Annotated in this window: 27 protein-coding genes; 25 read left to right on the top strand and 2 right to left on the bottom strand. The window is 43.4% G+C overall.

Annotated elements, in window-relative coordinates; all coding sequences use genetic code 11:
• Positions 1-73: 73 nt before the first annotated feature.
• From ACOAOT_RS10980 to ACOAOT_RS10970, 3 genes are read left to right on the top strand one after another with little or no spacing between them, the layout of a single operon-like run.
• On the top strand, positions 74-1,432 hold the full coding sequence (locus tag ACOAOT_RS10980; protein WP_420216999.1) for a glycoside-pentoside-hexuronide (GPH):cation symporter: 1,359 nt from the start codon (positions 74-76) through the stop codon (positions 1,430-1,432).
• A 13-nt stretch (positions 1,433-1,445) separates the two neighbouring features.
• Positions 1,446-3,026, top strand: coding sequence for an alpha-L-rhamnosidase-related protein (locus ACOAOT_RS10975; protein WP_420216998.1), 1,581 nt, complete (start codon positions 1,446-1,448; stop codon positions 3,024-3,026).
• Positions 3,007-3,942 (top strand): ROK family protein, encoded by a 936-nt coding sequence (locus ACOAOT_RS10970; protein WP_420216997.1) that lies wholly within the window; start codon positions 3,007-3,009, stop codon positions 3,940-3,942. Before ACOAOT_RS10975 ends, ACOAOT_RS10970 begins: the two co-directional genes overlap by 20 nt.
• 90 nt (positions 3,943-4,032) lie before the next feature.
• Here the strand turns inward: ACOAOT_RS10970 and ACOAOT_RS10965 are convergent.
• Positions 4,033-5,453, bottom strand: a protein-coding gene (locus ACOAOT_RS10965; RefSeq protein WP_420215795.1) for an IS3 family transposase whose coding sequence is annotated in 2 segments (ribosomal slippage) — positions 4,033-4,967 and positions 4,967-5,453 — 1,422 coding nt in all. Because the reading frame shifts where the segments join, the coding sequence is not laid out codon by codon here.
• Positions 5,454-5,673: 220 nt separating this feature from the next.
• Here ACOAOT_RS10965 and ACOAOT_RS10960 point away from each other — a divergent pair.
• The 20 genes from ACOAOT_RS10960 (at position 5,674) to hydF (ending at position 21,611) form a co-directional block, all read left to right on the top strand.
• Positions 5,674-5,922 carry a PspC domain-containing protein gene (locus ACOAOT_RS10960; RefSeq protein ID WP_104438482.1) on the top strand — a complete coding sequence of 83 codons (249 nt, stop codon included), beginning with the start codon at positions 5,674-5,676 and terminating at the stop codon, positions 5,920-5,922.
• A gap of 35 nt (positions 5,923-5,957) precedes the next feature.
• On the top strand, positions 5,958-6,278 hold the full coding sequence (locus ACOAOT_RS10955; RefSeq protein WP_104438483.1) for a PadR family transcriptional regulator: 321 nt from the start codon (positions 5,958-5,960) through the stop codon (positions 6,276-6,278).
• Entirely contained in the window at positions 6,275-7,021 is a 747-nt protein-coding gene (locus ACOAOT_RS10950) for a DUF1700 domain-containing protein (RefSeq protein WP_420216996.1), read from the top strand. The genes ACOAOT_RS10955 and ACOAOT_RS10950 overlap by 4 nt, the downstream gene beginning before the upstream one ends.
• On the top strand, positions 7,018-7,911 hold the full coding sequence (locus ACOAOT_RS10945) for a hypothetical protein (RefSeq protein WP_420216995.1): 894 nt from the start codon (positions 7,018-7,020) through the stop codon (positions 7,909-7,911). The genes ACOAOT_RS10950 and ACOAOT_RS10945 overlap by 4 nt, the downstream gene beginning before the upstream one ends.
• Positions 7,912-7,949: 38 nt before the next feature.
• Complete coding sequence (locus ACOAOT_RS10940) at positions 7,950-8,129, top strand: PspC domain-containing protein (protein WP_104438486.1); 180 nt, start codon at positions 7,950-7,952, stop codon at positions 8,127-8,129.
• A gap of 120 nt (positions 8,130-8,249) precedes the next feature.
• Positions 8,250-8,471: an alpha/beta-type small acid-soluble spore protein gene (locus ACOAOT_RS10935; RefSeq protein WP_349666695.1), complete on the top strand. Its 222-nt coding sequence runs from the start codon at positions 8,250-8,252 to the stop codon at positions 8,469-8,471.
• A gap of 71 nt (positions 8,472-8,542) precedes the next feature.
• Positions 8,543-9,697, top strand: a complete 1,155-nt coding sequence (gene cbiD / locus ACOAOT_RS10930) for a cobalt-precorrin-5B (C(1))-methyltransferase CbiD (RefSeq protein WP_420216994.1) — start codon at positions 8,543-8,545, stop codon at positions 9,695-9,697.
• A 29-nt stretch (positions 9,698-9,726) separates the two neighbouring features.
• On the top strand, positions 9,727-10,404 hold the full coding sequence (cobI, locus tag ACOAOT_RS10925; RefSeq protein ID WP_420216993.1) for a precorrin-2 C(20)-methyltransferase: 678 nt from the start codon (positions 9,727-9,729) through the stop codon (positions 10,402-10,404).
• A 2-nt stretch (positions 10,405-10,406) separates the two neighbouring features.
• Positions 10,407-11,174, top strand: a complete 768-nt coding sequence (gene cobM, locus ACOAOT_RS10920; RefSeq protein WP_420216992.1) for a precorrin-4 C(11)-methyltransferase — start codon at positions 10,407-10,409, stop codon at positions 11,172-11,174.
• On the top strand, positions 11,171-12,208 hold the full coding sequence (locus tag ACOAOT_RS10915; RefSeq protein ID WP_420216991.1) for a cobalt-precorrin 5A hydrolase: 1,038 nt from the start codon (positions 11,171-11,173) through the stop codon (positions 12,206-12,208). The genes cobM and ACOAOT_RS10915 overlap by 4 nt, the downstream gene beginning before the upstream one ends.
• On the top strand, positions 12,205-12,945 hold the full coding sequence (gene cobJ / locus ACOAOT_RS10910) for a precorrin-3B C(17)-methyltransferase (RefSeq protein ID WP_420216990.1): 741 nt from the start codon (positions 12,205-12,207) through the stop codon (positions 12,943-12,945). The genes ACOAOT_RS10915 and cobJ overlap by 4 nt, the downstream gene beginning before the upstream one ends.
• A complete protein-coding gene (gene cobK, locus ACOAOT_RS10905; RefSeq protein WP_420216989.1) occupies positions 12,938-14,356 on the top strand; it encodes a precorrin-6A reductase in 1,419 nt (472 codons plus the stop codon). Before cobJ ends, cobK begins: the two co-directional genes overlap by 8 nt.
• 2 nt (positions 14,357-14,358) lie before the next feature.
• Positions 14,359-14,940, top strand: a complete 582-nt coding sequence (gene cbiT / locus ACOAOT_RS10900; protein ID WP_420216988.1) for a precorrin-6Y C5,15-methyltransferase (decarboxylating) subunit CbiT — start codon at positions 14,359-14,361, stop codon at positions 14,938-14,940.
• Positions 14,924-16,318 carry a cobyrinic acid a,c-diamide synthase CobB gene (locus ACOAOT_RS10895; protein WP_420216987.1) on the top strand — a complete coding sequence of 465 codons (1,395 nt, stop codon included), beginning with the start codon at positions 14,924-14,926 and terminating at the stop codon, positions 16,316-16,318. Before cbiT ends, ACOAOT_RS10895 begins: the two co-directional genes overlap by 17 nt.
• On the top strand, positions 16,315-16,857 hold the full coding sequence (locus ACOAOT_RS10890; protein WP_420216986.1) for a GNAT family N-acetyltransferase: 543 nt from the start codon (positions 16,315-16,317) through the stop codon (positions 16,855-16,857). Before ACOAOT_RS10895 ends, ACOAOT_RS10890 begins: the two co-directional genes overlap by 4 nt.
• A 3-nt stretch (positions 16,858-16,860) precedes the next feature.
• Positions 16,861-17,943: a nicotinate-nucleotide--dimethylbenzimidazole phosphoribosyltransferase gene (gene cobT / locus ACOAOT_RS10885; protein ID WP_420216985.1), complete on the top strand. Its 1,083-nt coding sequence runs from the start codon at positions 16,861-16,863 to the stop codon at positions 17,941-17,943.
• On the top strand, positions 17,940-18,488 hold the full coding sequence (locus ACOAOT_RS10880) for a bifunctional adenosylcobinamide kinase/adenosylcobinamide-phosphate guanylyltransferase (protein ID WP_420216984.1): 549 nt from the start codon (positions 17,940-17,942) through the stop codon (positions 18,486-18,488). The genes cobT and ACOAOT_RS10880 overlap by 4 nt, the downstream gene beginning before the upstream one ends.
• Positions 18,489-18,656: 168 nt before the next feature.
• Positions 18,657-18,908, top strand: coding sequence for a TM1266 family iron-only hydrogenase system putative regulator (locus ACOAOT_RS10875; RefSeq protein WP_104438498.1), 252 nt, complete (start codon positions 18,657-18,659; stop codon positions 18,906-18,908).
• Positions 18,909-18,968: 60 nt separating this feature from the next.
• On the top strand, positions 18,969-20,384 hold the full coding sequence (gene hydG / locus ACOAOT_RS10870) for a [FeFe] hydrogenase H-cluster radical SAM maturase HydG (protein WP_420216983.1): 1,416 nt from the start codon (positions 18,969-18,971) through the stop codon (positions 20,382-20,384).
• A 33-nt stretch (positions 20,385-20,417) separates the two neighbouring features.
• A complete protein-coding gene (hydF, locus tag ACOAOT_RS10865) occupies positions 20,418-21,611 on the top strand; it encodes a [FeFe] hydrogenase H-cluster maturation GTPase HydF (RefSeq protein WP_104438500.1) in 1,194 nt (397 codons plus the stop codon).
• A 67-nt stretch (positions 21,612-21,678) separates the two neighbouring features.
• On the opposite strand, the gene ACOAOT_RS10860 is transcribed toward hydF, so the two are convergent.
• Positions 21,679-22,167 (bottom strand): YcxB family protein, encoded by a 489-nt coding sequence (locus ACOAOT_RS10860; protein WP_420216982.1) that lies wholly within the window; start codon positions 22,165-22,167, stop codon positions 21,679-21,681.
• 520 nt (positions 22,168-22,687) lie between these two features.
• Between ACOAOT_RS10860 and ACOAOT_RS10855 the strand changes: the two genes are divergently transcribed.
• Both ACOAOT_RS10855 and ACOAOT_RS10850 read left to right on the top strand, forming a co-directional pair.
• Complete coding sequence (locus ACOAOT_RS10855; protein WP_420216981.1) at positions 22,688-23,449, top strand: adenosylcobinamide-GDP ribazoletransferase; 762 nt, start codon at positions 22,688-22,690, stop codon at positions 23,447-23,449.
• Positions 23,450-23,473: 24 nt separating this feature from the next.
• Positions 23,474-23,863, top strand: coding sequence for a bifunctional adenosylcobinamide kinase/adenosylcobinamide-phosphate guanylyltransferase (locus ACOAOT_RS10850; RefSeq protein WP_420216980.1), 390 nt, complete (start codon positions 23,474-23,476; stop codon positions 23,861-23,863).
• The last annotated feature ends 11 nt before the right edge of the window (positions 23,864-23,874 follow it).

The raw sequence follows: 23,874 nt of genomic DNA, 5'->3' as shown, positions 1-23,874 counted from the left end.
AAATTAGTCATTAGTCAAAACCTTTGCATGATGATAGTATACAACTATCAATAAATAAGGAGAGGCTGAGAAGATGGATACGTTTGAAAAAGAGATTAAAAAAAGCAAGTGGAGGCAGCGAATTGGTTATGGCTCTTCTGATTTTGCCTGTAATCTGATCTGGCAGGTGATTTCATTATACTTATTATACTTTTATACAGATGTGATGCATTTAAATGCAGCGGCAGTAAGCGTCATGTTTCTGGTAACTAAAATATTTGACGGATTTACAGATCTGGCAGTGGGGATTCTTATAGACAGAACCAATACGAAATGGGGGAAATCCAGACCATGGATTTTCGCAGGTGCGGTGCCGTTTGCAGTGACTGCATTTCTGGCATTCAGCGTACCGGATATTTCACAGAAGGGGATGCTCATTTATGCATATGTAACCTATATGCTATTATCTCTTGCCTATACCATTGTAAATATTCCTATGGCCTCCATACTGCCGTCTCTGACTGCTGATCCCCAGGAGAGAACCAACCTGGCCGCCAGCCGTGTGTTTTTCTCTTATATGGGTTCCACTGTAGTATCTGCCTTTGCTCTCAAGATGGTAGACCGTTTTGGCAATGGAAATGAAGCCGTAGGATTTCGAATTGTTATGATGATTTTTGGTATTGTAGGCTGTCTGGTATTCTTCTTCTGTTTTTATAACACAAAAGAGAGAGTGGGTATCAATGAAGTAAAGGTAAGCCTGAAGGCCAGTATAAACTGTCTGATTCACAATAAGCCGTGGTTATTATTTGCTGCCAATATTATCTGGTTTTTCGGCGGTTTTATTATTCAGGCAGGGGCCATCATATATTACTTCACTTACAACTTAAACAATAAAGAGCTTTCAAGTGTGGTGGCGACGATTACAACTTTAATTCCTGTTGCTACAAATCTCAGTGTTCCGTTTTTGGCTCGTATGACTTCAAAAAGGAATCTGATGATAACAGGCTCTGTATTACATGGTGCAGGACTTCTTATTGTTTTTGCTGGAGGAACCTCAGTTCCCGTTGTGATTGCAGGCGTGACAGTTGCAGCTTTAGGATATGGACTGAAGGGAAGCATGCATTTTGCAATTCAGCCTGATCCAGTGGATTATGGTGAATGGAAATCAGGAGTTAACATTGCAGGAACCATGTCAGCCGTAAATGGATTTATAGGTAAGGTGGGAATGGCAGTGGCAAGTTCTGTGGCAGCAGCGCTTTTGGCATCCAGCGGCTATGTAGCAAATGCACAGGTTCAGACAAACTCTGCTTTAAATGCCATCAGTGCCATGTATATATGGATCCCCCTTGCAACCAATATATTAACTATCATTACTTTTTTGATGTATGATCTGGATAAAAAGCTTCCCCAGATCAACAAAGAGTTAGAGGAAAGAAGATTGGCAGAACGTTAAGAAAGGAATAATTATGGCGGCAGTCAGTATTGATTTGGAGATGAAGAGAGTTACCAATGAGGCATTTATAGAAAAGGCAAAAAAGCTGGAGGGAAAGCTGATAGAAAATCTGGTGAAACCGGCAGGAATTGTAACTGTAGATCATAAAGGGAAAATCCATCCGGGTGCAAAGCTTGAAGATTTACCCGGTATGTTACTGAAAAAAGGAGATTCTGTTGTTCTGGATTTTGGAGATCATCAGGTGGGCTATGTCAGCCTAAAGTTAAAATCAGCCGGAAGTCCTCAGGATGCACCTGCATACTTAAGGCTGAAATTCGGTGAAATTGCTAAAGAATTGATAGAAAAATCCGAGGAATACGATGGCTGGATCAGCAGGGGGTGGATTCAGGAGGAGTATATACATATTGATGTGCTTCCTGTATGTCTTAAGTTGCCCAGAAGGTATGCATTCCGCTTTCTTGAGATTCATGTGGTGGATACCTCTTTAAAATATCAGGTGGTGGTAGAGGAAGTTGTATGCAGGGCTGTTTCTGCAGTTAGCATGGAAGGGCTGGCATGTGTTGCTGACCCGCGTATGAGTCAGCTGGATAAAGTCAGCTTACGGACTCTTCAAAACTGTATGCAGTCTGTGTTTGAGGATGGTCCTAAACGTGACAGGCGCCTTTGGCTGGGGGATTTAAGGCTGCAGGCACTTACCAATTACGAGACCTTTAAAAACTATGATATGGTCAAACGATGCCTGTATCTGTTCGGCGGCCTTACAAGAGACGACGGAGCCATCGGTGCCTGTCTTTTTACAGAACCGGAGTATATAGTAGATGATACATTTTTATTTGATTATTCTCTGTTTTTCTTATCCACTTTAAAGGATTATTATGAGGCTTCAAAGGATCTGGAAACCTTAAAGGATCTTTGGAAGCCGGCTTACAGGCAGATCGAACTGGCAAGAGAGCGTTTTAATGGTAACTATATAATTGAAGGCAGCGATAACTTCTGGTGCTTTGTTGACTGGAAAGAAGGACTTGACAAACAGGCCAGTGCTCAGGCAATCTATATCTATACATTAAATGCAGCCATTGAACTTGCCAAGATCCTGGGGGAAGAAGAACTTGCAAAGCAATTACAGGAGGAGAAGGGGTCTTGCATCAGTGCAGCCTTGAAGTATTTATGGGATGAAAAGCTTCATGTATTTATCAGTGGAGCCAAACGTCAGGTTTCTTATGCAAGCCAGGTATGGATGGTACTGGCAGGTGTAAAAAAAGATCAAGAGGCAGGTGCGCTTTTAAAACATATAACTGAGATGAATCCTGATATGGGAATGGTCACACCTTACATGAATCATCATTATGTGGAGGCGCTGATTCTGTGCGGGGAAAAGAAAATGGCAGTGGATTATATGAAATATTACTGGGGAGGTATGCTCTCTTATGGGGCAGATACGTTCTGGGAACTGTATAATCCGGAAAATCCGGAAGAATCTCCTTATGGTTCTTCCGCTGTCAACAGCTATTGCCATGCATGGAGCTGTACTCCGGCCTACTTGCTGCGAAAACTTAAGAAGGAGGAAAAGACCAATGGAATTTCTGGTAATTGATGCAGGGGGTACATTTATTAAGTATGCTCTTATGAATGCAGACGGGGAATTTATTGAAAAAGGCAAGGTTAAGACCACGGTTTGTGAAAGTGAAAATCTGGAGAATTATCTGGAAACCCTGTATTCCATTTTTAAAAAGTATGAAGGTAGGGCAGAGGGGATTGCCATGAGTGCTCCCGGGATATTAGACAGTGAGACAGGATTCTGCTATACAGGCGGGAGAATAAGCTGCGTGACAGGACATAATATGGTTGAACTGCTTCAGGAAAAATGTAAAGTGCCTGTTACAATTGAAAATGACGGAAAATGTGCGGCCTTGGCAGAAAAATGGATGGGGAGTCTGAAAGACGTTAATAATGGAATTGTCCTTGTGCTGGGAACTGCGGTAGGAGGTGGCCTGATTATCGACGGTAAGATCTACAGGGGAAACCATTTTTCAGCAGGAGAATTCAGCTACATGGCAGTATCAGATGAAAATCTGGATCAGATGAGCGGATATTGGGGAACTGCGGGAGGAGCGACTGCCCTGATCAAAGCGGTATCAGAAGAAACGGGAATTCCTAAGGAAGAGCTTGATGGTATCCGTATCTTTGAGATGGCAGAACAGGGAAATCCGGAAGTGTTAAAGGGGTTGGACCGCTATACAAGACAGCTTGCAGTCCGGATTTATAATTTACAAGTGCTGTTTGATGCGGAGCTGGTGGCAATCGGAGGCGGAATCAGCAAACAGCCTCTTCTGATTGAGTATATCAGAAAACATGTGGATAAATTCTGCAATGAACATCCTCTGCGGAAACTGTCTCCTTATTTACCAAGACCGGAGGTTGTTGCCTGCCGTTATTTTAATGATTCAAATCTGATTGGAGCCCTGTATCATTATAAGAAGAAAAAAAACATTGATTTTATATTACACTAACCGGCTATTAAAAGACACCTTTCACGCTGAGGTGACCCCTAAAAGTTAGACTTTATGGCGAGGTGGATTTTTCCGCTTCGCCTTTTTCTTTTATGCTGCCAAGAGGCTGAGTCTGTATTGCACAGGACTCATCCATCCTAGTTTCTCTTTAATTCGTTTCTCATTGTAATACTTGATAAATTTTTCTATTTCACTTTTTAGTTCTTCGAAACTATAATACACAACACCATAATAAATTTCTTGTTTTAAAAGTCCGAAAAAGTTCTCCATAACAGAATTGTCGTAACAGTTCCCTTTTCGTGACATACTCTGAAAGATTCGTTCTTCTCTGAGGCGATGAGAGTATGCTTTCATTTGGTAAGCCCAGCCTTGATCTGAATGAAAGGTTCTGCGATATGGGCAATCAGATGTTATTTTTATTGCTTCATTTAATGCATTCATTACATTAACAGCCAATGGATGTTTATCAATAGCAAAACTTAAGATTTCACCATTACACATATCCATAAATGGATCCAGGTACAGCTTATGCATTGCCATATGTCCCTTGCAATCGACTTCATAGTATTTAAACTCAGTAGTATCTGTCGTAATCTTCTGATGAGGTATAGAAGTTTTAAATCGTCTCCTGATTCTATTGGGTGCTACAGTTCCAACTTTCCCTTTGTAAGAACTGTATTTACGGCTCTTTCTGGTAAAGGAGAATACCTGAAGATTAAGCTTTTGCATAATTCTCTGTACTTTCTTCTTGTTAACCGTAAATCCTTGATTACGAAGTTCTCCATACATACGACGGTATCCATAATCTTTGTTATTTTTATGAATTTCTAAAATTTTATCTTCAAGTTCCTGATTAGGATTTTCTCTATCAAATCTTTTTTGCCAATACATATAAGTTGCTTTTGGAAATCCAATAACTGCGAGAATGTCTTTTAGTCTGTATTCTCCTCGGAGGCTGTAGACGATTCTCGCTTTTCTTTCAGAAGAGCTTCCTCCTCTAAACGCAGCCTCCTCAGTTCTTTTAAATAAGCATTCTCAATCCTAAGTTTTAGAAGTTCGTCCTCAAGTTGCTTTACATGTTCAGCACTAGTATCAACTGGAGTAATCTCAGTAGGCTGAATATCTTGTTTTCTTCTAAATAAATCCAATGATTTCTTACGTCCCTTCTTCTTTGGTCTCAAAGCATCAGGACCGGCAATTCTGTAATCATTTACCCACTTTGCAATTAATGCATTATTGTTAATTCCTTCAGAAAGAGCCAGCTCTTGATATGAAACTTCACTTGATAAGTATAACTCTACCACACGAAGCTTATATTCAAAAGAATAACTCTCATTTTTTCTAGAACGAAATAGTCCTTCATCACCAAATTTCTCGTAATAATGAACCCAATTTAAAACTTGACGCCTATTCGTAACTCCAAACTTCTCAGCTAGAAACGTATATCCACCTTTTCCTTGTAGATATGCATCAACCACCTGTTTTTTAAATTCAAAACTGTATTTTGACATAATAAAACCGACCTCCAATCGTTAGATTCTAGGTCTAACTTTTGGGGGTCGGTTCACGCACTTGCGTCAAAGGTGTCTTTTAGATTAAAATATTTTTCTAATGGGTGTTGACAACTAATATTATATAGCATATAATAACACTATATTATACAACATATAATATAAAAACATAAATAATATTATAGATGAAGATTAAAAGTCAGAGGAAAGGTGGTCAATCGTGGGAGCAAAGCGTTTGTACCGTTCAGTAAAGAACAGAGTTTTATGTGGAGTTTGTGGAGGAATTGGTGAGTATCTGGCCGTAGATCCGGTTATGATAAGGCTGATATGGATTCTGCTTATGCTGTTTCAGACATGGAGGCATTTGTTTCACCTGATAACCGGGGCATCCTTAATCGGCGGAAGTATTGCCATTTATATACTTGCAGCAGTGATCATACCAAAGGATCCGGGAGAAGGCAGAGAGTAAAGGAATACCCAGGCAGAAAAGATAGGAGTGGACGTATGGTTTTTAACACAGGAGCAGCATTATTGGACGCCATTGTCCTGGCAGTCGTATCAAAAGACCAGGAGGGAACTTACGGCTACAAGATCACCCAGGATGTAAGAAATGTTATTGAGATATCAGAATCAACCCTTTATCCTGTTCTTCGAAGACTTCAGAAGGAAGAATGTCTGGAAGTATATGATCTTGCATACGATGGAAGGAACCGCAGGTATTATAAGATTACGGAGAAAGGGCGGATACAGTTAAATCTCTATAAAAGCGAATGGGCAGGTTATTCGCAGAAGATATCCCGAATTTTTGAGGAGGCACATATATGAACAGGGATGAGTTTATGAGAGAGCTGGAATATCTGCTGGCGGATATTCCTGATGAAGAAAAAGAAGATGCTATTGAATATTACAGAGATTATCTGGAAGAAGCAGGACCGGAGAATGAGGATTCTGTAATACGGGAGTTTGGAAGTCCAGAACGGATTGCAGCCATGATCCGGGCGGATATGAATGGGCATTTAAAAGAAGGCGGTGAATTCACGGAAAATGGTTATCAGGATGAGCGCTTCCGGGACCCCAATTACCAGATGGCAAAGCGTTACGATCTCCCGGAGGTTACTGTGCAGCCGGAAAAAGACAGCGGGTTTTATGAACAGGAAAGTGAACCCGTCCGAAAAAAACGGGGAAATGACAGACGTACGATTAAAATTATTTTATGGATTGTTCTGATTATTGCAGCATCTCCCATGCTTTTTGGCATTGGAGGCGGAATACTGGGCATATTGGCAGGTCTGGTAGGAGTGCTGTTTGCAGCGGTGGTAGCAATAGGAGCGGTCACGTTCGCCTTCCTGGCAGCAGGATTTGCCCTGGCGGTAGCTGGGTTTACTACCATGATCATTCACCCTCTGAACGGAATATTGCTGCTGGGGCTGGGGATACTGATTCTTGGTCTTGGTCTTGTTTCCCTGGCCATTTGCGGTGTGTTTTATGGAAAATTTCTACCGTTTCTGTTTCGAAGCTGTATCGATCTGTTTAACCGGTTGTTACACGGAAGGAGGGCGCGGACATGAGCAAGTTTATGAAAAAATGTGTGATTGCAGGAATAATCCTTGTAGTTGCGGGTGGTATTATGGCTGCTACAGCGGTAACCTATGGAGCTGACCTTCGGAATATTGTTCCAAGGGGAAGTGGCTTCTGGAAAGATACATTTTCTGATTTCTCATTTGAGGATCTGGATTATGAAAACCAGCCTAAAGGGACTGAAGATTATACTGATTTTAATGTTGAAGTACCGGAAGAAAAAGGACAGCAAATTTATACCACCGGTACTGCAAAAAGCCTGAGTGTAGATATCAGAGCAGGAAGGGTTTTTATAGTAGAGGATCCAGCTGTAAGTGAGTTAACCATATATTGCAACAAAAAGGATGGCAACTGGAATTTAAAAGATGAGAATGATGAGATTGAGCTGACGACCGGGACTGGGTTCCTGACAGATGAAACGGATCTTGTTATGACGATCAGCGTGCCCCAGGGGTATCGTTTTACAGATGTGGATTTAGCGGTTTCTAAGAAGAGAGGGATGCATGGTCTGGATCCGATTATAGCCTGCCGGTCTATATCTGCTGATGACATGAACCTTAATGTAAAGGCGGGTGCACTTTCCGTGAGACAGAGTAATGTAGGCGATTTAGACATTAAATGCAGCGTTGGTGCCGTGGAATATACCGGTACAACCACTGGTGATATTAACGGAGAATGCAAAGTTGGTGCCGTCCTTTTGCTTCTTTCAGGCAAAAAGGAAGATTACAATTATAAGATTCAGTCAACGATTGGAGGAATAAAAATCGCAGATGAACAGATGGCAGCCATTTCCGGCAGAGATAGCTGGGATTATTCCGCCAGTAAGGACATGAATTTAGATTGCAGCACAGGTGGGATTGAAGTAAAATTTTATGAATAATAGATTAGCCTGGTGACAACAAGAGAGGAGATTAAGACATGGAGAAAAAATTATACCGTTCTGATACGGACAAAATGCTGTGTGGTGTATGTGGTGGAATTGCAGAATATTTTGATGTAGATCCTACAATAATCCGCCTTTTATGGGCAATTCTTGCCTGTACGGGTTCTGGAATTGTAGCCTATATCATTGCAGCCGTGATTATACCAAAAAGATAATGTAAAACGAAGAAGAGAGAAGCTTTTTTTGCTTCTTTCTTTTTTGTTTTAGTAAAATGGAGTTTATTTCCATTTGAAACGGGCATACTCTTTTTAGATTTATGAAAGGAGAACGACAGTATGCCAAAAGGAAAAAAATCAGAACCCTTCGATCCCCGTAATTTAAAACCGGAGGAGGTACTTAAATTTGAAATAGCCACAGAGCTTGGTCTTGATGAGAAAGTAATAAAAGGAGGCTGGCGCTGTTTAAGTGCAAAGGAAAGCGGCCGCATCGGCGGTCTGATTACCAAGAGAAAAAGAGAATTGAAAAACGATGCAATGGAGAAAAAAGAGGAAGTATAGGTAAAAAGCAGGAAATTCCTTGCACCGGAAGCAAAAATCTTTTATAATATTTTTCAAAGAGGAAGAGAACTATGGATAAAAGAGAATTGCGATGCGGATTTACCACTGGTACCTGTGCGGCTGTTGCTGCCAAAGCGGCGGCAGCAATGCTGCTTATGGGAAACCAGTTACAACATATGAAGCTAATGACGCCAAAAGGGACGGAAGCTGATCTGCCCCTTTTTCATGTTGTCATGAAGCCGGACAAGGTGTCATGTGCAGTGAGAAAAGATGCAGGTGACGACCCGGATGTAACAGACCAGGCGCTCATCTATGCGTCTGTGGAATTATTAGATGAAACCGGAGATGGAGCAGCTCCGGCCGGCTGTTCTTTTATCAGAGAAAAGACCGGAGAATTCGGACAGCTGATTTTAACAGCGTCGGAAGGTGTGGGCCGGGTAACCAAACCCGGCCTTTCTTCACCTGTGGGATATCCGGCTATTAATCCAGTACCCAGAACCATGATTTTTGATGAAGTGGATGAAGTTAGAAGAACAGCAGATTATAAAGGTGCCCTGTTAATCTGCATCTGGATTCCAGAAGGCAGGGAACTTGCAGAAAAGACCTTTAACTCAAAGCTGGGAATTATAGGCGGACTGTCGATTCTTGGAACAACCGGAATTGTAAAACCTATGAGTGAAGAAGCCCTGACTGCCACCATTTCCCTGGAGCTTCATATGAAAGCGGTGGCCGGTCTGAAACGGGTAATACTGACACCGGGCAATTATGGGGAGTCTTTTATAAAAGATCAGTTAAATCTTCCCGACGGGGAAGGTGTTACCATCAGTAATTTTATCCGGCAATCCTGTACTATGGTAAAGGAAGAAGGATTTGAGCAGATCCTTTTTGTAGGACATATTGGGAAACTGATTAAGGTCGCGGGAGGGGTGGAAAACACCCATTCCAGATACGGAGACCGTCGTATGGAGGTGCTCTGGGATTGTGCCAGAGAGTTTTTAAGCAGCGATAAAAAAGAAGTGATTCTACAATCCAACACCATGGAGACGGCAGCTGGGGTATTAGAAGAGATGGGAGTCCTAAAACCGGTGATGTCTGAGGTGGTAAACAGAATAAAGGCATATATGACAGAGTGGACAGGAGGAATTCCAGTGGAGGTAATCACATTTTCCAATACACTTGGTATTCTTTCCATGACACCGGATGCACTTAAAATAATAAAACAATAGATTAGTAATTGGATACAGGAGGATAACAAATGGCTGGAATCATGTATGGGATTGGGGTAGGACCGGGAGATCCGGAACTGATGACTTTAAAAGCGGTACGAAGAATCAGGGAAATAGATGTAATTGCCATCCCTCACAGCGATAAAAATATTTGTACGGCATACCAGATTGCAAAAGCGGCGGTTCCTGAGATTGAGGAAAAGGAATGCCTTTATCTGCCCATGCCCATGACAAAAGATAAGAAAGTTTTAGAAGACAGCCATGAATCTGCCGCAAAAGCGGTAATGGAACGGCTGGACAGAGGGGAAAATGTGGGATTTATTACCCTTGGAGATGTTACGATTTATTCCACCTGCAGTTATCTTTTAGAAAGGCTGTGGAAGGAAGGTTATGCCACCCGGCTGGAAAGCGGTATCACATCATTTTGTGCCGTTGCCGCCAGGCTTGGTATTCCTCTGGTAACAGGAGCGGAAGAGCTTCACGTCATCCCTGCCTCTTATCAGATAAAAGATGCATTAAAGCTTCCTGGTGTTAAGGTTCTTATGAAAGCAGGAAGACAGATGAAAGCAGTTAAGGAAGAGATCAGTGCCGGGGGTTTTGAGGCTGTTATGGTGGAGAACTGCGGCATGTCAGATGAGCGGGTCTATCATTCCCTTGGGGAGATACCCGACGAGGCAGGTTATTATTCATTGATCATAGTGAGGTAAATATGGTACATATAGTTGGAGCAGGTCCGGGAGCACCGGATTTAATAACAGTTAGAGGAAAAGAACTTTTAGAAAAAGCGGATGTCATTATTTATGCAGGTTCCCTGGTAAATCCCGCTCTTCTGGATTATAAAAAGCCAGACTGCGCTGTTTATGACAGTGCAAAGATGACTCTGGAAGAGGTAATTGAAGTAGTGGTACAGGCAGAGTTAAGCGGGAAAATGACGGTACGCCTCCATACAGGAGATCCATGCATTTACGGTGCCATCAGAGAGCAGATGGATGAGCTTGATAACAGAGGGATTTCCTATGAAATCTGCCCGGGTGTCAGCTCCTTTTGCGGCGCGGCTTCTGCAATGAAGATGGAATATACACTTCCTGAGGTAACGCAGAGTGTGATTATTACAAGAATGGCTGGGCGTACTCCGGTGCCGGAACGGGAATCCATTGCGTCTTTTGCAGCTCATGGTGCAACCATGGTAATTTTTTTAAGTACAGGAATGTTAAAGGAACTGTCAAAGGAACTGATTCGCGGCGGATACTCTCCGGAAACACCGGCAGCCATTTGCTATAAGGCAACATGGCCCGAGGAAAAGACCGTTGTCTGTACCGTTTCCACATTGGAAGAATGCGCCCAGAGGGAGCAGATACGAAAAACAGCTCTGATTCTGGTGGGAGATGCGGTGTCACAAAGTAATTACAGCCGTTCACTTCTTTATGATCCATCCTTTACCACTGAATTTCGGAAAGGAACCGGGGAGATGGAATGAGAATTGCTGTCATTTGCTTTACGCAGGCAGGAGCCAGTACCGCTATTACGTTGATGGAAGGACTTCTAAAAGAGGGAGAGCTTTGTGAGGGCTTTGGAAAAGGACCGGGATTAAAGCCTCTGACTTCGTCTTTGGGAGAGTGGACGAAAGAGCAATTTATTGATAAAGACGGAATTGTGTTTATTGGAGCTATGGGGATTGCAGTCCGTTCCATTGCTCCCTATATAAAAGGGAAAGCGGTTGACCCTGCAGTGGTGGTATTAGATGATCAGGGGAAATTTAGTATTTCCGTGCTTTCCGGGCATTTAGGGGGAGCCAATGAACTGGCAGAACGTAGTGCCGAAATTACAGGCGGTCAGGCGGTGATTACCACTGCTACCGATATACATGGAAAATTCGCAGCTGATTTATTTGCCAAAAGGCTGGGACTTGCCATTTCAGAACTTAGCATGGTTAAAAAAGTATCAGCAGCTGTTTTAAGGGGAGAAACGGTTGGGTTTCACAGTGATTTTCCCATAGATGGAATGCTGCCGGAGGAATTAAGCTTAGATGCAAAAGCGGATACCGGCCTGTATATCACAATTTCAGATTCTGGGGAGAAGGGAAAAACGGATCATTTACTCAGGCTTATTCCAAAGATTCTGATACTGGGAATCGGATGCAGAAAAAACACCTCTGTTACTGCCATAAAAGACGGGGTAACCCGTGTGTTAAAGGAACATAATATATCCTCTCTTGCCATAGCGGGGTGTGCAAGTATTGACTTAAAAAAAGAGGAAGAAGGACTCTGTGAATTTGCCAGAGATACAGGCGTTCCCTTTTATACCTATCCGGCAGAGATTCTCGCAGGGATAGAGGGGGAATTTACCTCTTCTTCCTTTGTGAAGCAGATTACAGGTGTGGAAAATGTATGCGAGCGGGCAGCACTTTGCTGTGTAAAGGAATTGGGGGGCGGAAAACTGATCATAAAAAAAGAAGCGGCTGCGGGCGTGACAGTTGCTGCTGCAGTCTTAGATTGGAAGGTAATGCTATGAAAACAACAGGTAAATTATTTGTGGTAGGAATGGGCCCGGGTTCCTATGAGGATATGACAATCAGGGCGGTGAATGCCTTAAAAGACAGTGAGATCATAGTGGGATATACGGTGTATGTCGATCTTTTGCGGGAACATTTTCCCGAAAAAGAGATGCTTACTACCCCGATGCGCCAGGAGCAGGAACGGTGCCAGATGGCTATTTTAAAAGCACAGGAAGGAAAACGGGTTGCCATGGTATGCAGCGGTGATTCCGGTGTCTATGGAATGAGCGGCCTTATCCTTCAGCTGGCAAAAGAGTCACCAGATTTAGAAATTGAAGTGATTCCGGGTGTTACAGCAGCTCTCAGCGGCGGAGCTGTACTTGGCGCTCCTCTTGGCCATGACTTTGCAGTGATCAGTTTAAGCGATCTTCTTACTCCCATGGAGCTGATTGAAGTCAGACTGAAGAATTCTGCCAGTTCTGATATGGTGATCTGTTTATACAATCCGTCAAGTAAAAAAAGGGCGGATTATCTGAAAAATGCCTGCGAGATTGTGTTGCAGTACCAGAAACCGGAGACGGTCTGCGGGCTTGTAAGAAACATTGGCAGAGACGGGGAAGAGATGGAGGTATTATCTCTTGCCCAGTTAAAAGATACCAATGTGGATATGTTTACCACCGTTTACATAGGAAATTCCATGACCAGAGAGATCAATGGACGAATGGTCACACCGAGAGGATACAAAAATGTGTAAAATACTGATTTTTGGCGGAACAACAGAGGGGCGGCTTCTGGCCGAATTCTGTCATGAAAACCAGCTTGAAGCATGGGTCAGCGTTGCTACAGGATATGGGAAAATGCTCCTTTTGGAAAGCCGGTATCTCCATATTCACAACACTCCCATGGACGCAGAAGAGATGGGAGCATTTATCAGGGAAAAGGGAATTACCCTTGTATTAGACGCCACCCACCCCTATGCAGCCGAAGTAAGCAGGAATATTCTTCTTGCGTGTACTCAGACAGGAGCGAAACGCTTAAGGATCCTGCGGGAATCGTTAAAAGACAGCGGGGATGGAGATCATGTGGTCTGGGTGGATTCCATGGAGGAGGCCATCCGTTTTTTAAACCAGAATACAGGCAATGTGCTGGCAACTACAGGAAGCAAGGAACTGGACTGGTATACAAAGGTTGAGAACTGGGAGGATCGGGTCTATGCAAGAGTGCTTTCTTCTTCCTCCGTTCTGGCTGCCTGTGAACAGCTGGGATTTAAGGGAAACCGGATCATTGGGATGCAGGGACCATTTTCTCTGGAACTGAATCAGGCTATGATCAGGCAGTTAAATATCCGTTATCTCGTCACAAAAGAGGCTGGTCATGCAGGAGGGTTTTTAGAAAAGCTGCAGGCAGCTTCTTTATGCAACATTACAGCCGTTGTAATCGGACGCCCCATAGACGAAGAGGGTGTGGGATTAGATGAAGTAAAGGAAATTTTAATAAAGAGGAAGTCATCAGAGACCTCTTTTTGTAAAGGGGCCATTTATTTAATAGGAACCGGAATGGGCGGGCCGGAGCAGATGACGGTAAAAGCATTAAATACTCTTAAAAGCTGCCAGGTTGTATTCGGGGCTAAGCGGATTCTTCATGATATTGGAGACTTAAATCCTGAGATATTAAAGCTTCCCTATTATTTAAGCAAGGATATCCTTCCCTGGCTGAATGAACATGGAGAGTATCAGCGGATTGCCATTCTTTTCTCTGGTGATGCCGGTTTTTACAGCGGTGCGGAGAAAATGGCAGCAGCCCTTTTAGAAGAACCCTATTCCCAACTTTATGAGACGGAGATTCTTCCTGGAATTTCTTCCGTATCCTATTTATGCGCAAGACTGAAAACCGGCTGGGAGAACGTGCGGCTGATCAGTCTTCATGGCAGAGACTGGGATCTTGTGGAAGAACTGAACCATCACCAGAGAATATTCGCCCTGCTGGATAAGCGTAATTCCGTAAATGCTTTGTGCAGTCTTTTAGAGGAGAATGGATATGAGCATGCACGCTTATCTGTAGGCGAGCGGTTATCTTACGAAGATGAGAGAATTACCACAGGAACACCTGCTACGCTAAAGAACCAGACGTTTGATATCTTAGCGGCAGTATTGATTGAGAGGTAAAAATGAGAGACGAATTGTTTATCCGAGGTGATGTCCCTATGACCAAAAGTGAGGTCCGGACAGTCTGTGTATCCAAACTGGAGTTGTGTCCGGACTCCATTCTTTATGATATCGGAGCAGGTACTGGCTCCGTATCCATAGAAGCATCGGGGTATTTAACCAACGGGAAGGTTTATGCTGTGGAAAAGAAGCCGGAAGCACAGGCTCTCATAGAAGCAAATAAAGATAAATTTGCGGCGGACTGCGTTACCGTGGTAAAAGGAACTGCGCCAGAAGCATTATCCGGACTGGAAGCTGCTACTCATGTGTTCCTGGGAGGCACATCAGGAAATTTAGAAGAAGTTTTAGATCTTGTTTTGAAAAAGAATCCCAAGGTCCGGGTAGTTGCTAATTTCATTGCTTTGGAATCCTTATCTGAAATGTTATTGTGGCTGAAAAAACATTCCATAGAAGCAGAGATCGTTCAGATGCAGGTTTCAAAAGCAAAAACAGCAGGCAGCTATCATATGATGATGGGGCAGAACCCGGTTTCCATTATTTCCTTCGGAGGGGAGGGAGGAATGTCTTTTGAGTCAGGAAAATAAGAGAATCATGCTTGCTGCACCCAAAAGCGGCAGCGGAAAAACCATGATCACCTGTGGACTTTTGCAGGCGTTACTTTTAAGAGGCATTGCCTGCCGTTCCTTTAAGTGCGGACCAGATTATATTGATCCCATGTTCCATAAGGCGGTTCTTGGCATAGACGGAGGAAATCTGGATACATTTTTTCTGGTTCAGGAATCGGTGAGAGAGCTTTTTCTAAGGGAATCGAAAGAAGCTGAAATATCTGTAATAGAAGGTGTCATGGGGTATTACGACGGAATGGGAGGAGACAGTACGTGGGCAAGCTCCTACGAAGTAGCCTGCGCTGTGAAAACACCGGTGGTACTGATTCTTGACTGCAGGGGTGCCAGTCTTTCTCTGGCTGCTGTATTAAAAGGTTTTTTGGAATACAGAAATGACAGCCGCATTGAAGGCGTAATCTTAAACAGGATCTCACCAGTCATGGCACAACGGCTGACTCCTCAGATAGAAGCGCTGGGAATCCGGGTGTTTGGATATCTTCCCCAATGCGACGAGGCGGATTTTTCCAGCCGCCATTTAGGGCTGGTTCTTCCGGGGGAAGTGGAAGGACTGAAAGACAAACTAATAAAACTGGCGTGTAAGATGGAAGAAACAGTTGATATAGACGGACTTCTTCAGTTATCAGGAACTGCCACGGAATTATCCTTGGAATCTGGAAAAGAAGAACGGGATGAACCAACCACATACGGAGAGAAGATACCGGTAGGAATTGCCGTTGATGAGGCTTTTTGCTTTTATTATCAGGAAAACAGAAAGATGTTAGAGGATATGGGGGCACAGCTGATCCCGTTTAGTCCCCTTCGGGACAGCCATCTTCCAGATGGAATCTGCGGGCTGATACTGGGTGGAGGTTATCCGGAGCTATATTTAAAACAGCTGTCCGAAAATCAGAATATGCTTAAGGAAATCCGGGAAGCCAGCGATAATCAAATTCCCATACTGGCGGAATGCGGTGGTTTCCTCTATCTCCACGAGGAACTGGAATCACAGGAGCATGAAGTGTTTTTGATGGCAGGGATTATTCCGGGCAGAGCATTTCCTGTAGGAAAATTAAAACGGTTTGGCTACATAGAAGCAGCGGCGAAAGAAGATATGCCATTTTTAAAAAAGGGTGAGTCCATCAGGGGACATGAATTCCATTACTGGGATAGTACAAACAATGGAGAACAGATGCAGGCACGAAAGCCTGGCAGGGATGTGAGCTGGGATTGTGTTCTGACCAGAGAAAATGTGATGGCAGGCTTTCCTCATTTTTATTACCCTTCCAATCCCATGCTTCCCAAACGGTTTTTAGAAGCTTGCAGACAGGTTATGACACAGCAGAGGAAGAAATTATGAAGGAATTTACCATAGTACAGGGAAGTTCAGAGGATATAGAGCAGATTGCAGATCTTTACGATTCGGTAAATGACTACCTGGAAAGTCATATCAATTATCCGGGCTGGAGAAAAGGAATTTATCCTACAAAAGAAGATGCACAGGCAGGTGTGAAAGAGGGAACTCTTTATGTGCTTTGGGCAGAGGGTAAAATAGCCGGTTCCGTAGTCGTTAACCAGTTACAGGAAAAGGGATACGAAACAGGATCCTGGAGTCAGGATATGAAACCAGAGGAGGTCGCAGTTATCCATACCTTTTTGGTACATCCGGACTTCCTTGGAAGAGGATTTGGAAAAATATTACTGGAATTTGCAGAAGAAAAAGCCAGAGAGCAGAAGAGAACCGTAATCCGCCTTGATGTAAATGAAAGGAATACGCCTGCCATTCAGCTATACCGGAAGCTTGGTTACTGTTTTGCCGGAAAGGCGGATTTAGGTTACGGTGAGTATGGAATCCCATGGTTTGAACTCTATGAAAAGATCTTAACCAGAGAGGCATAAAGAATGAATGAGGAACTAAAGGAATATTTATCAGCGATACAGCAGCCTGATAAGAAAGCAATGGAGACAGCACGTCTGCGCTGGGCTCATGTAGCCAAGCCCTTAAACAGCCTTGGTGTGTTGGAAGATGATATTGTAAAAATCGCGGGGATCAGGGGTAACTCACTGGTAACATTAAAAAAACGCGGACTTCTGATTCTGTGTGCAGATAACGGAATTGTGGAAGAAGGTGTTACCCAGACCGGTATGGAAGTGACTGCAGTGGTGGCAGAAAACATGACACGAGGCAACAGCAGTGTGTGTATTATGGCAAAGCGGGCAGGAGTGGACGTATTTCCGGTTGATATGGGGGTTGCGAGAGATCTGGAGTCCGGTTCCACCTATCCGTTAATAAACAAAAAAATTGCATATGGAACCAAAAATTTTAGTAAAACCAATGCAATGACCAGAAATGAAGCTGTGCAGGCAATCATAACAGGAATCGAACTAATGGGCGGACTCTCAGATAAAGGGTATGATCTGGCGGCGACCGGTGAGATGGGAATCGGAAATACAACCACCAGCAGTGCGGTTGCAGCGCTTTTATTAAAGCAGGACCCAACGCATCTGACCGGAAGGGGTGCCGGGTTAAATGATGCTGGCCTGATAAAGAAACGTAAGGTGATTCAGGAGGCGGTAGCCAGATACAGTCCCAATTGTCAGGATGAAATTGATATCCTGTCAGCAGTGGGCGGTTTTGATCTGGCTGGTATGACGGGAATCTTTTTAGGAGGAGCCATTTACCGCATTCCTGTACTTTTAGACGGCTTCATATCAGCAGTCGCGGCACTTTTGGCGGAACGGATTTATCCGGGGTGCCGGGATTTTATGATTGCCTCCCATGTATCAGCAGAACCCGCAGGACGCATTCTTCTGGAAGAACTGGAATTGTCTCCTCTTATTCAGGCGGGTATGTGTCTGGGAGAAGGGACGGGGGCGATTGCGGCAGTTCCGCTGCTTCAAATGGCGGCAGATGTATATGGAACCATGAGCTCTTTTGAAGATATTGAGATCGAGGCTTATAAGCCTATGGAGGATCCGTCATGACTGCCCTGATTATCGGAGGAAGCGGCAGCGGAAAATCAGAATATGCAGAAAACCTGGCGGTTTCTCTGGGCGGAGACAGAAAAGTCTATATTGCCACCATGAAACCGTGGGATGAGGAATGCAGAAACAGAATCTTAAGACACCGGAAAATGAGGGAAGAAAAGCAGTTTGAGACGGTAGAATGTTACCGCAGCTTAAAAAATCTGGTTTTTAAATCAAGACCTTCCGTTGTTCTTCTGGAATGCATGTCCAATCTGGTATCCAATGAGCTGTTTGGCCTGTGGGAAGAAGGAGACTTACCGGTTCTTGATAAAAAAACAGCTGCGGCAGAGATTACAGAAGGAATCTTTCATTTAGAGCAGCAGACCGATCATCTGGTTATCGTGACAAATGAAGTTTTTTCTGATGGAGATCATTACAGCCCCGAAACCAATGAATACCGCAAGGTTCTTGGAAGCATCAATCAGCTTGCAGCAAACAGGGCTCATATGGTGGTGGAAGTAGTGGCAGGGATCCCCATAAAAATCAAAGAAGGAATTAATTGAAAAAAATCCTCAAGTATGTTATATTTATCACATAGTAGCATCCTGATACCAAAAACCAGTTTTGAGGTAGAAGGTTCGGCAATTGAGGAATTGTTTGTTTGCCGCGCCTGATTGGCGCGGCTTTTCTTGTTCAAATGAGAAAAGAAAGACGGAAAGAAGGGGATAAGCATGGAAACAAGAATTGCTGTGATCGGTATTGTTGTGGAGGAGGAAGATTCTGTAGAAATTTTAAACGAAATTCTACATGAATACCGACATTACATCATCGGACGAATGGGAATTCCATATCCGAAAAAAGGAGTGAGTGTCATCAGCATTGCGGTAGATGCTCCTCAAAGTACCATTTCCGCGCTTACCGGAAAGATCGGAAAGTTAAGTGGAATCAGTTCCAAAACAGCCTATCAGAATGTGAATGCTTAGAAGTACAAAAAAACACTGACGGGAAAGCAGATGCTGACCCAAAAGAAAGGGTGAATTACTATGTATGATCCAAAATCGCTGAAAGCGGAAGAATTCATTTCTCATGAAGAAATTCTGGAAACTCTTGATTATGCGGAACAAAACAAAGACAATGTGGAACTGATTGATCAGATTATTGCAAAGGCCAGAGAATTAAAGGGGCTGACCCACAGGGAGGCTTCCGTTCTTTTAGCCTGCGATATCCCGGAAAAGATCAAAGAACTTTATGATCTTGCAGAGGAGATTAAAAAGAAGTTTTACGGTACCCGGATTGTTATGTTTGCACCTCTCTATCTGTCCAATTACTGTGTAAATGGCTGTACCTATTGCCCCTATCATTTAAAGAACAAACATATTGCAAGAAAGAAACTGACACAGGAAGAACTTGCCAGAGAAGTTGTTGCCCTTCAGGACATGGGGCATAAACGGCTTGCTCTTGAAGCTGGAGAAGATCCTGTTAATAACCCCATTGAATACATCCTGGAATGTATCAATACCATTTATTCCATCAAGCATAAAAACGGTGCCATTCGCAGAGTGAATGTTAACATAGCAGCCACCACCGTGGAAAATTACCGGAAGTTAAAAGATGCCGGAATCGGAACCTATATTTTATTTCAGGAAACATATCACAAGGAAAGCTATGAAAGCCTTCACCCAACAGGACCAAAGCATAATTACGCTTACCATACAGAAGCCATGGACCGGGCTATGGAGGGCGGTATTGACGACGTGGGAATTGGAGTTTTATTTGGACTGGAACGGTACAAATATGAATTTGCAGGCCTGTTAATGCATGCGGAGCACTTAGAAGCAGTTCATGGAGTAGGCCCTCATACCATCAGTGTCCCACGTATTAAGAGTGCTGACGATATTGATCCCAATGCTTTTTCTAACGGAATTAGTGACGAGATTTTTGCAAAGCTGTGCGCTCTGATCCGTGTTTGCGTTCCATACACAGGCATGATCGTATCCACCAGAGAAAGCCAGAGTGTGAGAGAAAAGGTGATTCGCCTTGGAGTTTCCCAGATCAGCGGCGGTTCCAGAACCAGTGTTGGTGGTTACGAAGAAGAGGTTCGTCCTACCGATACAGAACAGTTTGACGTATCGGACCAGAGAACCCTTGACGAGGTGGTACACTGGCTGATGGATTTAGGCTATATCCCTTCTTTCTGTACGGCATGCTACAGAGAAGGAAGAACCGGCGACCGTTTTATGAGTCTCTGTAAAAGCGGTCAGATTCAAAACTGCTGCCAGCCAAACGCATTGATGACATTAAAAGAATATTTAATGGACTATGCTTCCGAGGATACACGGAAAGTAGGCGAGGCGTTAATTGCTGCTGAATTAAATAATATCCCCAAAGAGAAGGTACGGACGATCTGTGAAGATCATCTGGAAAAGATTGAAGCTGGAATCCGGGATTTCCGGTTCTGATACCCCGCAGACGACATAAAAGAGGAGATAAACATGGGATTAAATGAGACACCGTCATCTGAGAGAATTCATATCGGCTTTTTTGGCCGCCGCAATGCAGGAAAATCAAGTGTAGTCAATGCAGTAACCGGACAGGAGCTGTCTGTGGTATCAGATATCAAAGGAACCACAACAGATCCCGTTCATAAATCCATGGAACTTCTTCCCATGGGACCAGTAGTGATTATCGATACACCAGGCTTCGATGATGAAGGTGCTTTGGGTGAGATGCGTGTGCGTAAGACAAAACAGATCTTAAACCGCGTAGACTGTGCAGTCCTGGTGGTGGATGGAACTGCAGGAAAGACAGAAGTGGACCAGCAGCTGATCGGATTGTTTAAAGAGAAAAATATTCCTTATGTAGTTGCGTATAACAAGTCGGATCTTGTGGGAGAGGGAGATTATGAAGATGGTCTTTCTGTCAGTGCCCAGACAGGATTTCGGATTCATGAACTGAAAGAGCGGATCGGAGTTCTGGTCAATACAGGCGACATGAAGATGCGGATTGTAGGCGATTTGCTAAAGCCCTGCGATCTAGTCATTCTGGTTATCCCTATTGATTCTGCAGCTCCAAAGGGAAGAATTATTCTGCCACAGCAGCAGACCATGAGGGACATATTAGAGGCCGGAGCGGTTGCCATATCCGTAAGAGATACGGAACTTAAGCAGACCATTGAAAAGCTTGGAACCAGGCCTTATCTGGTTATAACAGACAGTCAGGCATTTGAACAGGTGAATAAGGATACGCCAGATGACATTCTCCTGACCTCATTTTCCATTCTGATGGCACGGTACAAAGGCTTTTTAGAGGATGCGATCAAAGGAGTGGCGGCAATCAGCACGCTAAAAGATGGAGATAAAGTTCTTATATCAGAAGGCTGTACCCACCACAGACAGTGTGATGACATCGGTACGGTAAAACTTCCCCGTTGGCTGAAGGAATTTACGGGTAAGGATCTTGTGATTGAAACGTCTTCAGGCAGAGAGTTCCCCGAAGAACTTTCTGACTATAAGCTGATTATTCACTGCGGCAGCTGTATGTTAAATGAAAGGGAGATGGTTTACCGCAGAAAGACAGCCGCGGATGCAGGAGTGCCCTTTACCAACTATGGAACTGCCATTGCTTACATGAAGGGGATTTTAAAGAGAAGCTTAGAGGTGCTTCCGGATCTGGAAAAACTGATTTAGGCAGAATTATTAATAGGGCTGCCGCATTAAGGACCAAGATGTCTTTGAATGCGGCAGCCTGTATGTTTTAAGGAGTTGTTAAATGAGCGGTTAAAAGCTGCCGGAATTCGTTGAGTTCATTTTCTGATGCAAAAATACGTTTTGGTATTAAGGTGTAGGTACGCTTTTTCTGAATAATATAAAAATAGTTCTTGTTCTCCATATAGTGTTTGTAGATATCCCAGGATAAGGTAGAATGGATGGCGTGAGCGTCAAAGGTGATTTTATCGTCTTCAAACAATAGCTTATAGGGATGATGAAGTTGTTCATACTCTTGATAAAACATGTAAGGACGTATGAAGAAGACTGCAACAATGATAATATTAAAAAAATATATTACGAACGCCAGCATGATATAAAACCTGTTAAAGCCATATTGGTAGAATAAATAGAGCGGAATCAGTAAAGAAAATGCCATAACAACCAGATCAAATTTCTTAATTACTTTTGTCAGGAAAAAAAATCTCCTCCAACCGTCTGCATACTCCTTTTTTGTGTAAGTGAATTCCAATAACATACATTTTCCCCCTGTATAATTGATGATTCAAGTTTATCATAAAAGATGAAAAAGGAAAAGAACCATGATTAAGAGTTGAAAAAGTTGAAAGCACTGCTGTTTATTTTTGCCCCGTCGTTATCAGCAGGGGCAGAGATGACTTCTTTTCGGCTCCCCTGCCATGTATTCCTGACTTTCCGACCTCTCTAATCCCTAATTTTGGCATAGAAGCAATTGACTCTTTATTCTTGCCCCGCCGTCTTGTAGCTTGCGAGGCAAGACAAAGTCTTCTTCCTACACATGCCCAATATCCACATTTTTATTGTCCTTTTCTATACTATTTGAGGCATAGCAGCAGACAGTTCTCTTCCTATGCCCTATAAAGATATTCAAAACCTAAGCTGCACCCATCTGAACCTCTCCGGTCTAAACTGGATCATGATTAGGAAATGACATTTACCAGATTTTGTGATATTATATTTTTTAATGGCTGTAAGATGCTAAATACAAAGTTATTTAATAGAAAGAAAGGGGCAGTACCATGAATCTACCCGGCAGTATGATGATAGCGTTTTCCATGTATTCCAGGATTCCTGTGCCCCAGGTTCAGTGGACAAAAGAACGGATGAAATATGCCATGTGCTTTTTCCCCCTCATAGGTGCTGTAATCGGTTTGATGGAATACGGTGCCATCTTCCTTTTTCGTACTATGGGATTCCCCTTTTTGGCACAGATACTGCCTGTTGTTATCCCTGTAGCGGTTACAGGCGGAATCCACATGGATGGATTGTTAGATGTAATTGATGCAAAATCATCCCACGGTGAAACAGAGAAAAAACTGGAGATACTCAAAGACCCTCATACAGGAGCCTTTGCCATCATTGGATGCGGAATCTATTTCCTTTTATATCTGGCATTTTTTATGGAAATGCGACCAGTGATGATCCCTGCATTTTGTATTACATTTGTTATAACAAGAGCGCTAAGCGGGCTCTCTGTAGTTACCTTTCCTATGGCGAAAAAAAGCGGACTGGCTGCAGCTTTTTCAGATGGAGCTCATAAAAGAGTGGTTGGAACTGTTATGGTTCTTTATCTTATTATTTCTTTGCTTGCAGTATGGCTTTTGACAGGAGTTCCTGCAGTATCAGGAGTTTTTGCCATATCGTTTATGGTGTTTTTATATTATTATCACATGTCAAAACGGGAATTTGGGGGTATCACAGGAGATCTTGCGGGATACTTTCTCCAGGTTCTGGAGCTGGCTCTTGTGATGGGACTGGCTATTCTTTCCCATATGAAATGATACCGGCATCAGAAAGGAATTGGAATGAAATTAATTATCGGAGGAGCATGGCAGGGGAAGCTTGACTATGCCCTGCAAATCGCAAATATAGAATCGAAAGACTGTGAAAAGGTTATAGAGGGCGCCACAGATTCCTGTGAGGCAGCCCTTGAATGCACAATCATTCATGATTTTCATGAATACGTCAGAAGACTGTTACAAGAAGAAAAAGACCCGGACCAATTGATCCAGGAAATTGTGGAACATAATCCGGATGTGATTATTACCATGAATGAGCTTGGCTGCGGGATCGTACCCCAAGATCCATTTGACAGGCGGTGGAGGGAAAGTGCCGGCAGAGCGGCAGTGAAGCTGGCAAAACACAGTGGCGAAGTTTATCGCATGGTATGTGGCATACCTGCCCGGATAAAATAGAAGAGAAAAAG

The organism is Lacrimispora struthionigena (assembly GCF_048627165.1).
In the GTDB taxonomy this organism is placed as follows: Bacteria; Bacillota; Clostridia; order Lachnospirales; family Lachnospiraceae; genus Lacrimispora.
Note: the sequence above shows the minus strand (reverse complement) of the source record. Positions and strands in the feature narration are given on the sequence as shown.

What these genes read in the sequence shown, in the direction of transcription:
- ACOAOT_RS10980 (WP_420216999.1), top strand. Translation starts at nt 74, where the DNA reads ATGGATACGTTTGAAAAAGAGATTAAAAAAAGCAAGTGGAGGCAGCGA.
- ACOAOT_RS10975 (WP_420216998.1), top strand. Translation starts at nt 1,446, where the DNA reads ATGGCGGCAGTCAGTATTGATTTGGAGATGAAGAGAGTTACCAATGAG.
- ACOAOT_RS10970 (WP_420216997.1), top strand. Translation starts at nt 3,007, where the DNA reads ATGGAATTTCTGGTAATTGATGCAGGGGGTACATTTATTAAGTATGCT.
- ACOAOT_RS10955 (WP_104438483.1), top strand. Translation starts at nt 5,958, where the DNA reads ATGGTTTTTAACACAGGAGCAGCATTATTGGACGCCATTGTCCTGGCA.
- ACOAOT_RS10950 (WP_420216996.1), top strand. Translation starts at nt 6,275, where the DNA reads ATGAACAGGGATGAGTTTATGAGAGAGCTGGAATATCTGCTGGCGGAT.
- ACOAOT_RS10945 (WP_420216995.1), top strand. Translation starts at nt 7,018, where the DNA reads ATGAGCAAGTTTATGAAAAAATGTGTGATTGCAGGAATAATCCTTGTA.
- ACOAOT_RS10940 (WP_104438486.1), top strand. Translation starts at nt 7,950, where the DNA reads ATGGAGAAAAAATTATACCGTTCTGATACGGACAAAATGCTGTGTGGT.
- ACOAOT_RS10935 (WP_349666695.1), top strand. Translation starts at nt 8,250, where the DNA reads ATGCCAAAAGGAAAAAAATCAGAACCCTTCGATCCCCGTAATTTAAAA.
- cbiD (WP_420216994.1), top strand. Translation starts at nt 8,543, where the DNA reads ATGGATAAAAGAGAATTGCGATGCGGATTTACCACTGGTACCTGTGCG.
- cobI (WP_420216993.1), top strand. Translation starts at nt 9,727, where the DNA reads ATGGCTGGAATCATGTATGGGATTGGGGTAGGACCGGGAGATCCGGAA.
- cobM (WP_420216992.1), top strand. Translation starts at nt 10,407, where the DNA reads ATGGTACATATAGTTGGAGCAGGTCCGGGAGCACCGGATTTAATAACA.
- ACOAOT_RS10915 (WP_420216991.1), top strand. Translation starts at nt 11,171, where the DNA reads ATGAGAATTGCTGTCATTTGCTTTACGCAGGCAGGAGCCAGTACCGCT.
- cobJ (WP_420216990.1), top strand. Translation starts at nt 12,205, where the DNA reads ATGAAAACAACAGGTAAATTATTTGTGGTAGGAATGGGCCCGGGTTCC.
- cobK (WP_420216989.1), top strand. Translation starts at nt 12,938, where the DNA reads ATGTGTAAAATACTGATTTTTGGCGGAACAACAGAGGGGCGGCTTCTG.
- cbiT (WP_420216988.1), top strand. Translation starts at nt 14,359, where the DNA reads ATGAGAGACGAATTGTTTATCCGAGGTGATGTCCCTATGACCAAAAGT.
- ACOAOT_RS10890 (WP_420216986.1), top strand. Translation starts at nt 16,315, where the DNA reads ATGAAGGAATTTACCATAGTACAGGGAAGTTCAGAGGATATAGAGCAG.
- cobT (WP_420216985.1), top strand. Translation starts at nt 16,861, where the DNA reads ATGAATGAGGAACTAAAGGAATATTTATCAGCGATACAGCAGCCTGAT.
- ACOAOT_RS10880 (WP_420216984.1), top strand. Translation starts at nt 17,940, where the DNA reads ATGACTGCCCTGATTATCGGAGGAAGCGGCAGCGGAAAATCAGAATAT.
- ACOAOT_RS10875 (WP_104438498.1), top strand. Translation starts at nt 18,657, where the DNA reads ATGGAAACAAGAATTGCTGTGATCGGTATTGTTGTGGAGGAGGAAGAT.
- hydG (WP_420216983.1), top strand. Translation starts at nt 18,969, where the DNA reads ATGTATGATCCAAAATCGCTGAAAGCGGAAGAATTCATTTCTCATGAA.
- hydF (WP_104438500.1), top strand. Translation starts at nt 20,418, where the DNA reads ATGGGATTAAATGAGACACCGTCATCTGAGAGAATTCATATCGGCTTT.
- ACOAOT_RS10860 (WP_420216982.1), bottom strand. Translation starts at nt 22,167, where the DNA reads ATGTTATTGGAATTCACTTACACAAAAAAGGAGTATGCAGACGGTTGG.
- ACOAOT_RS10855 (WP_420216981.1), top strand. Translation starts at nt 22,688, where the DNA reads ATGAATCTACCCGGCAGTATGATGATAGCGTTTTCCATGTATTCCAGG.
- ACOAOT_RS10850 (WP_420216980.1), top strand. Translation starts at nt 23,474, where the DNA reads ATGAAATTAATTATCGGAGGAGCATGGCAGGGGAAGCTTGACTATGCC.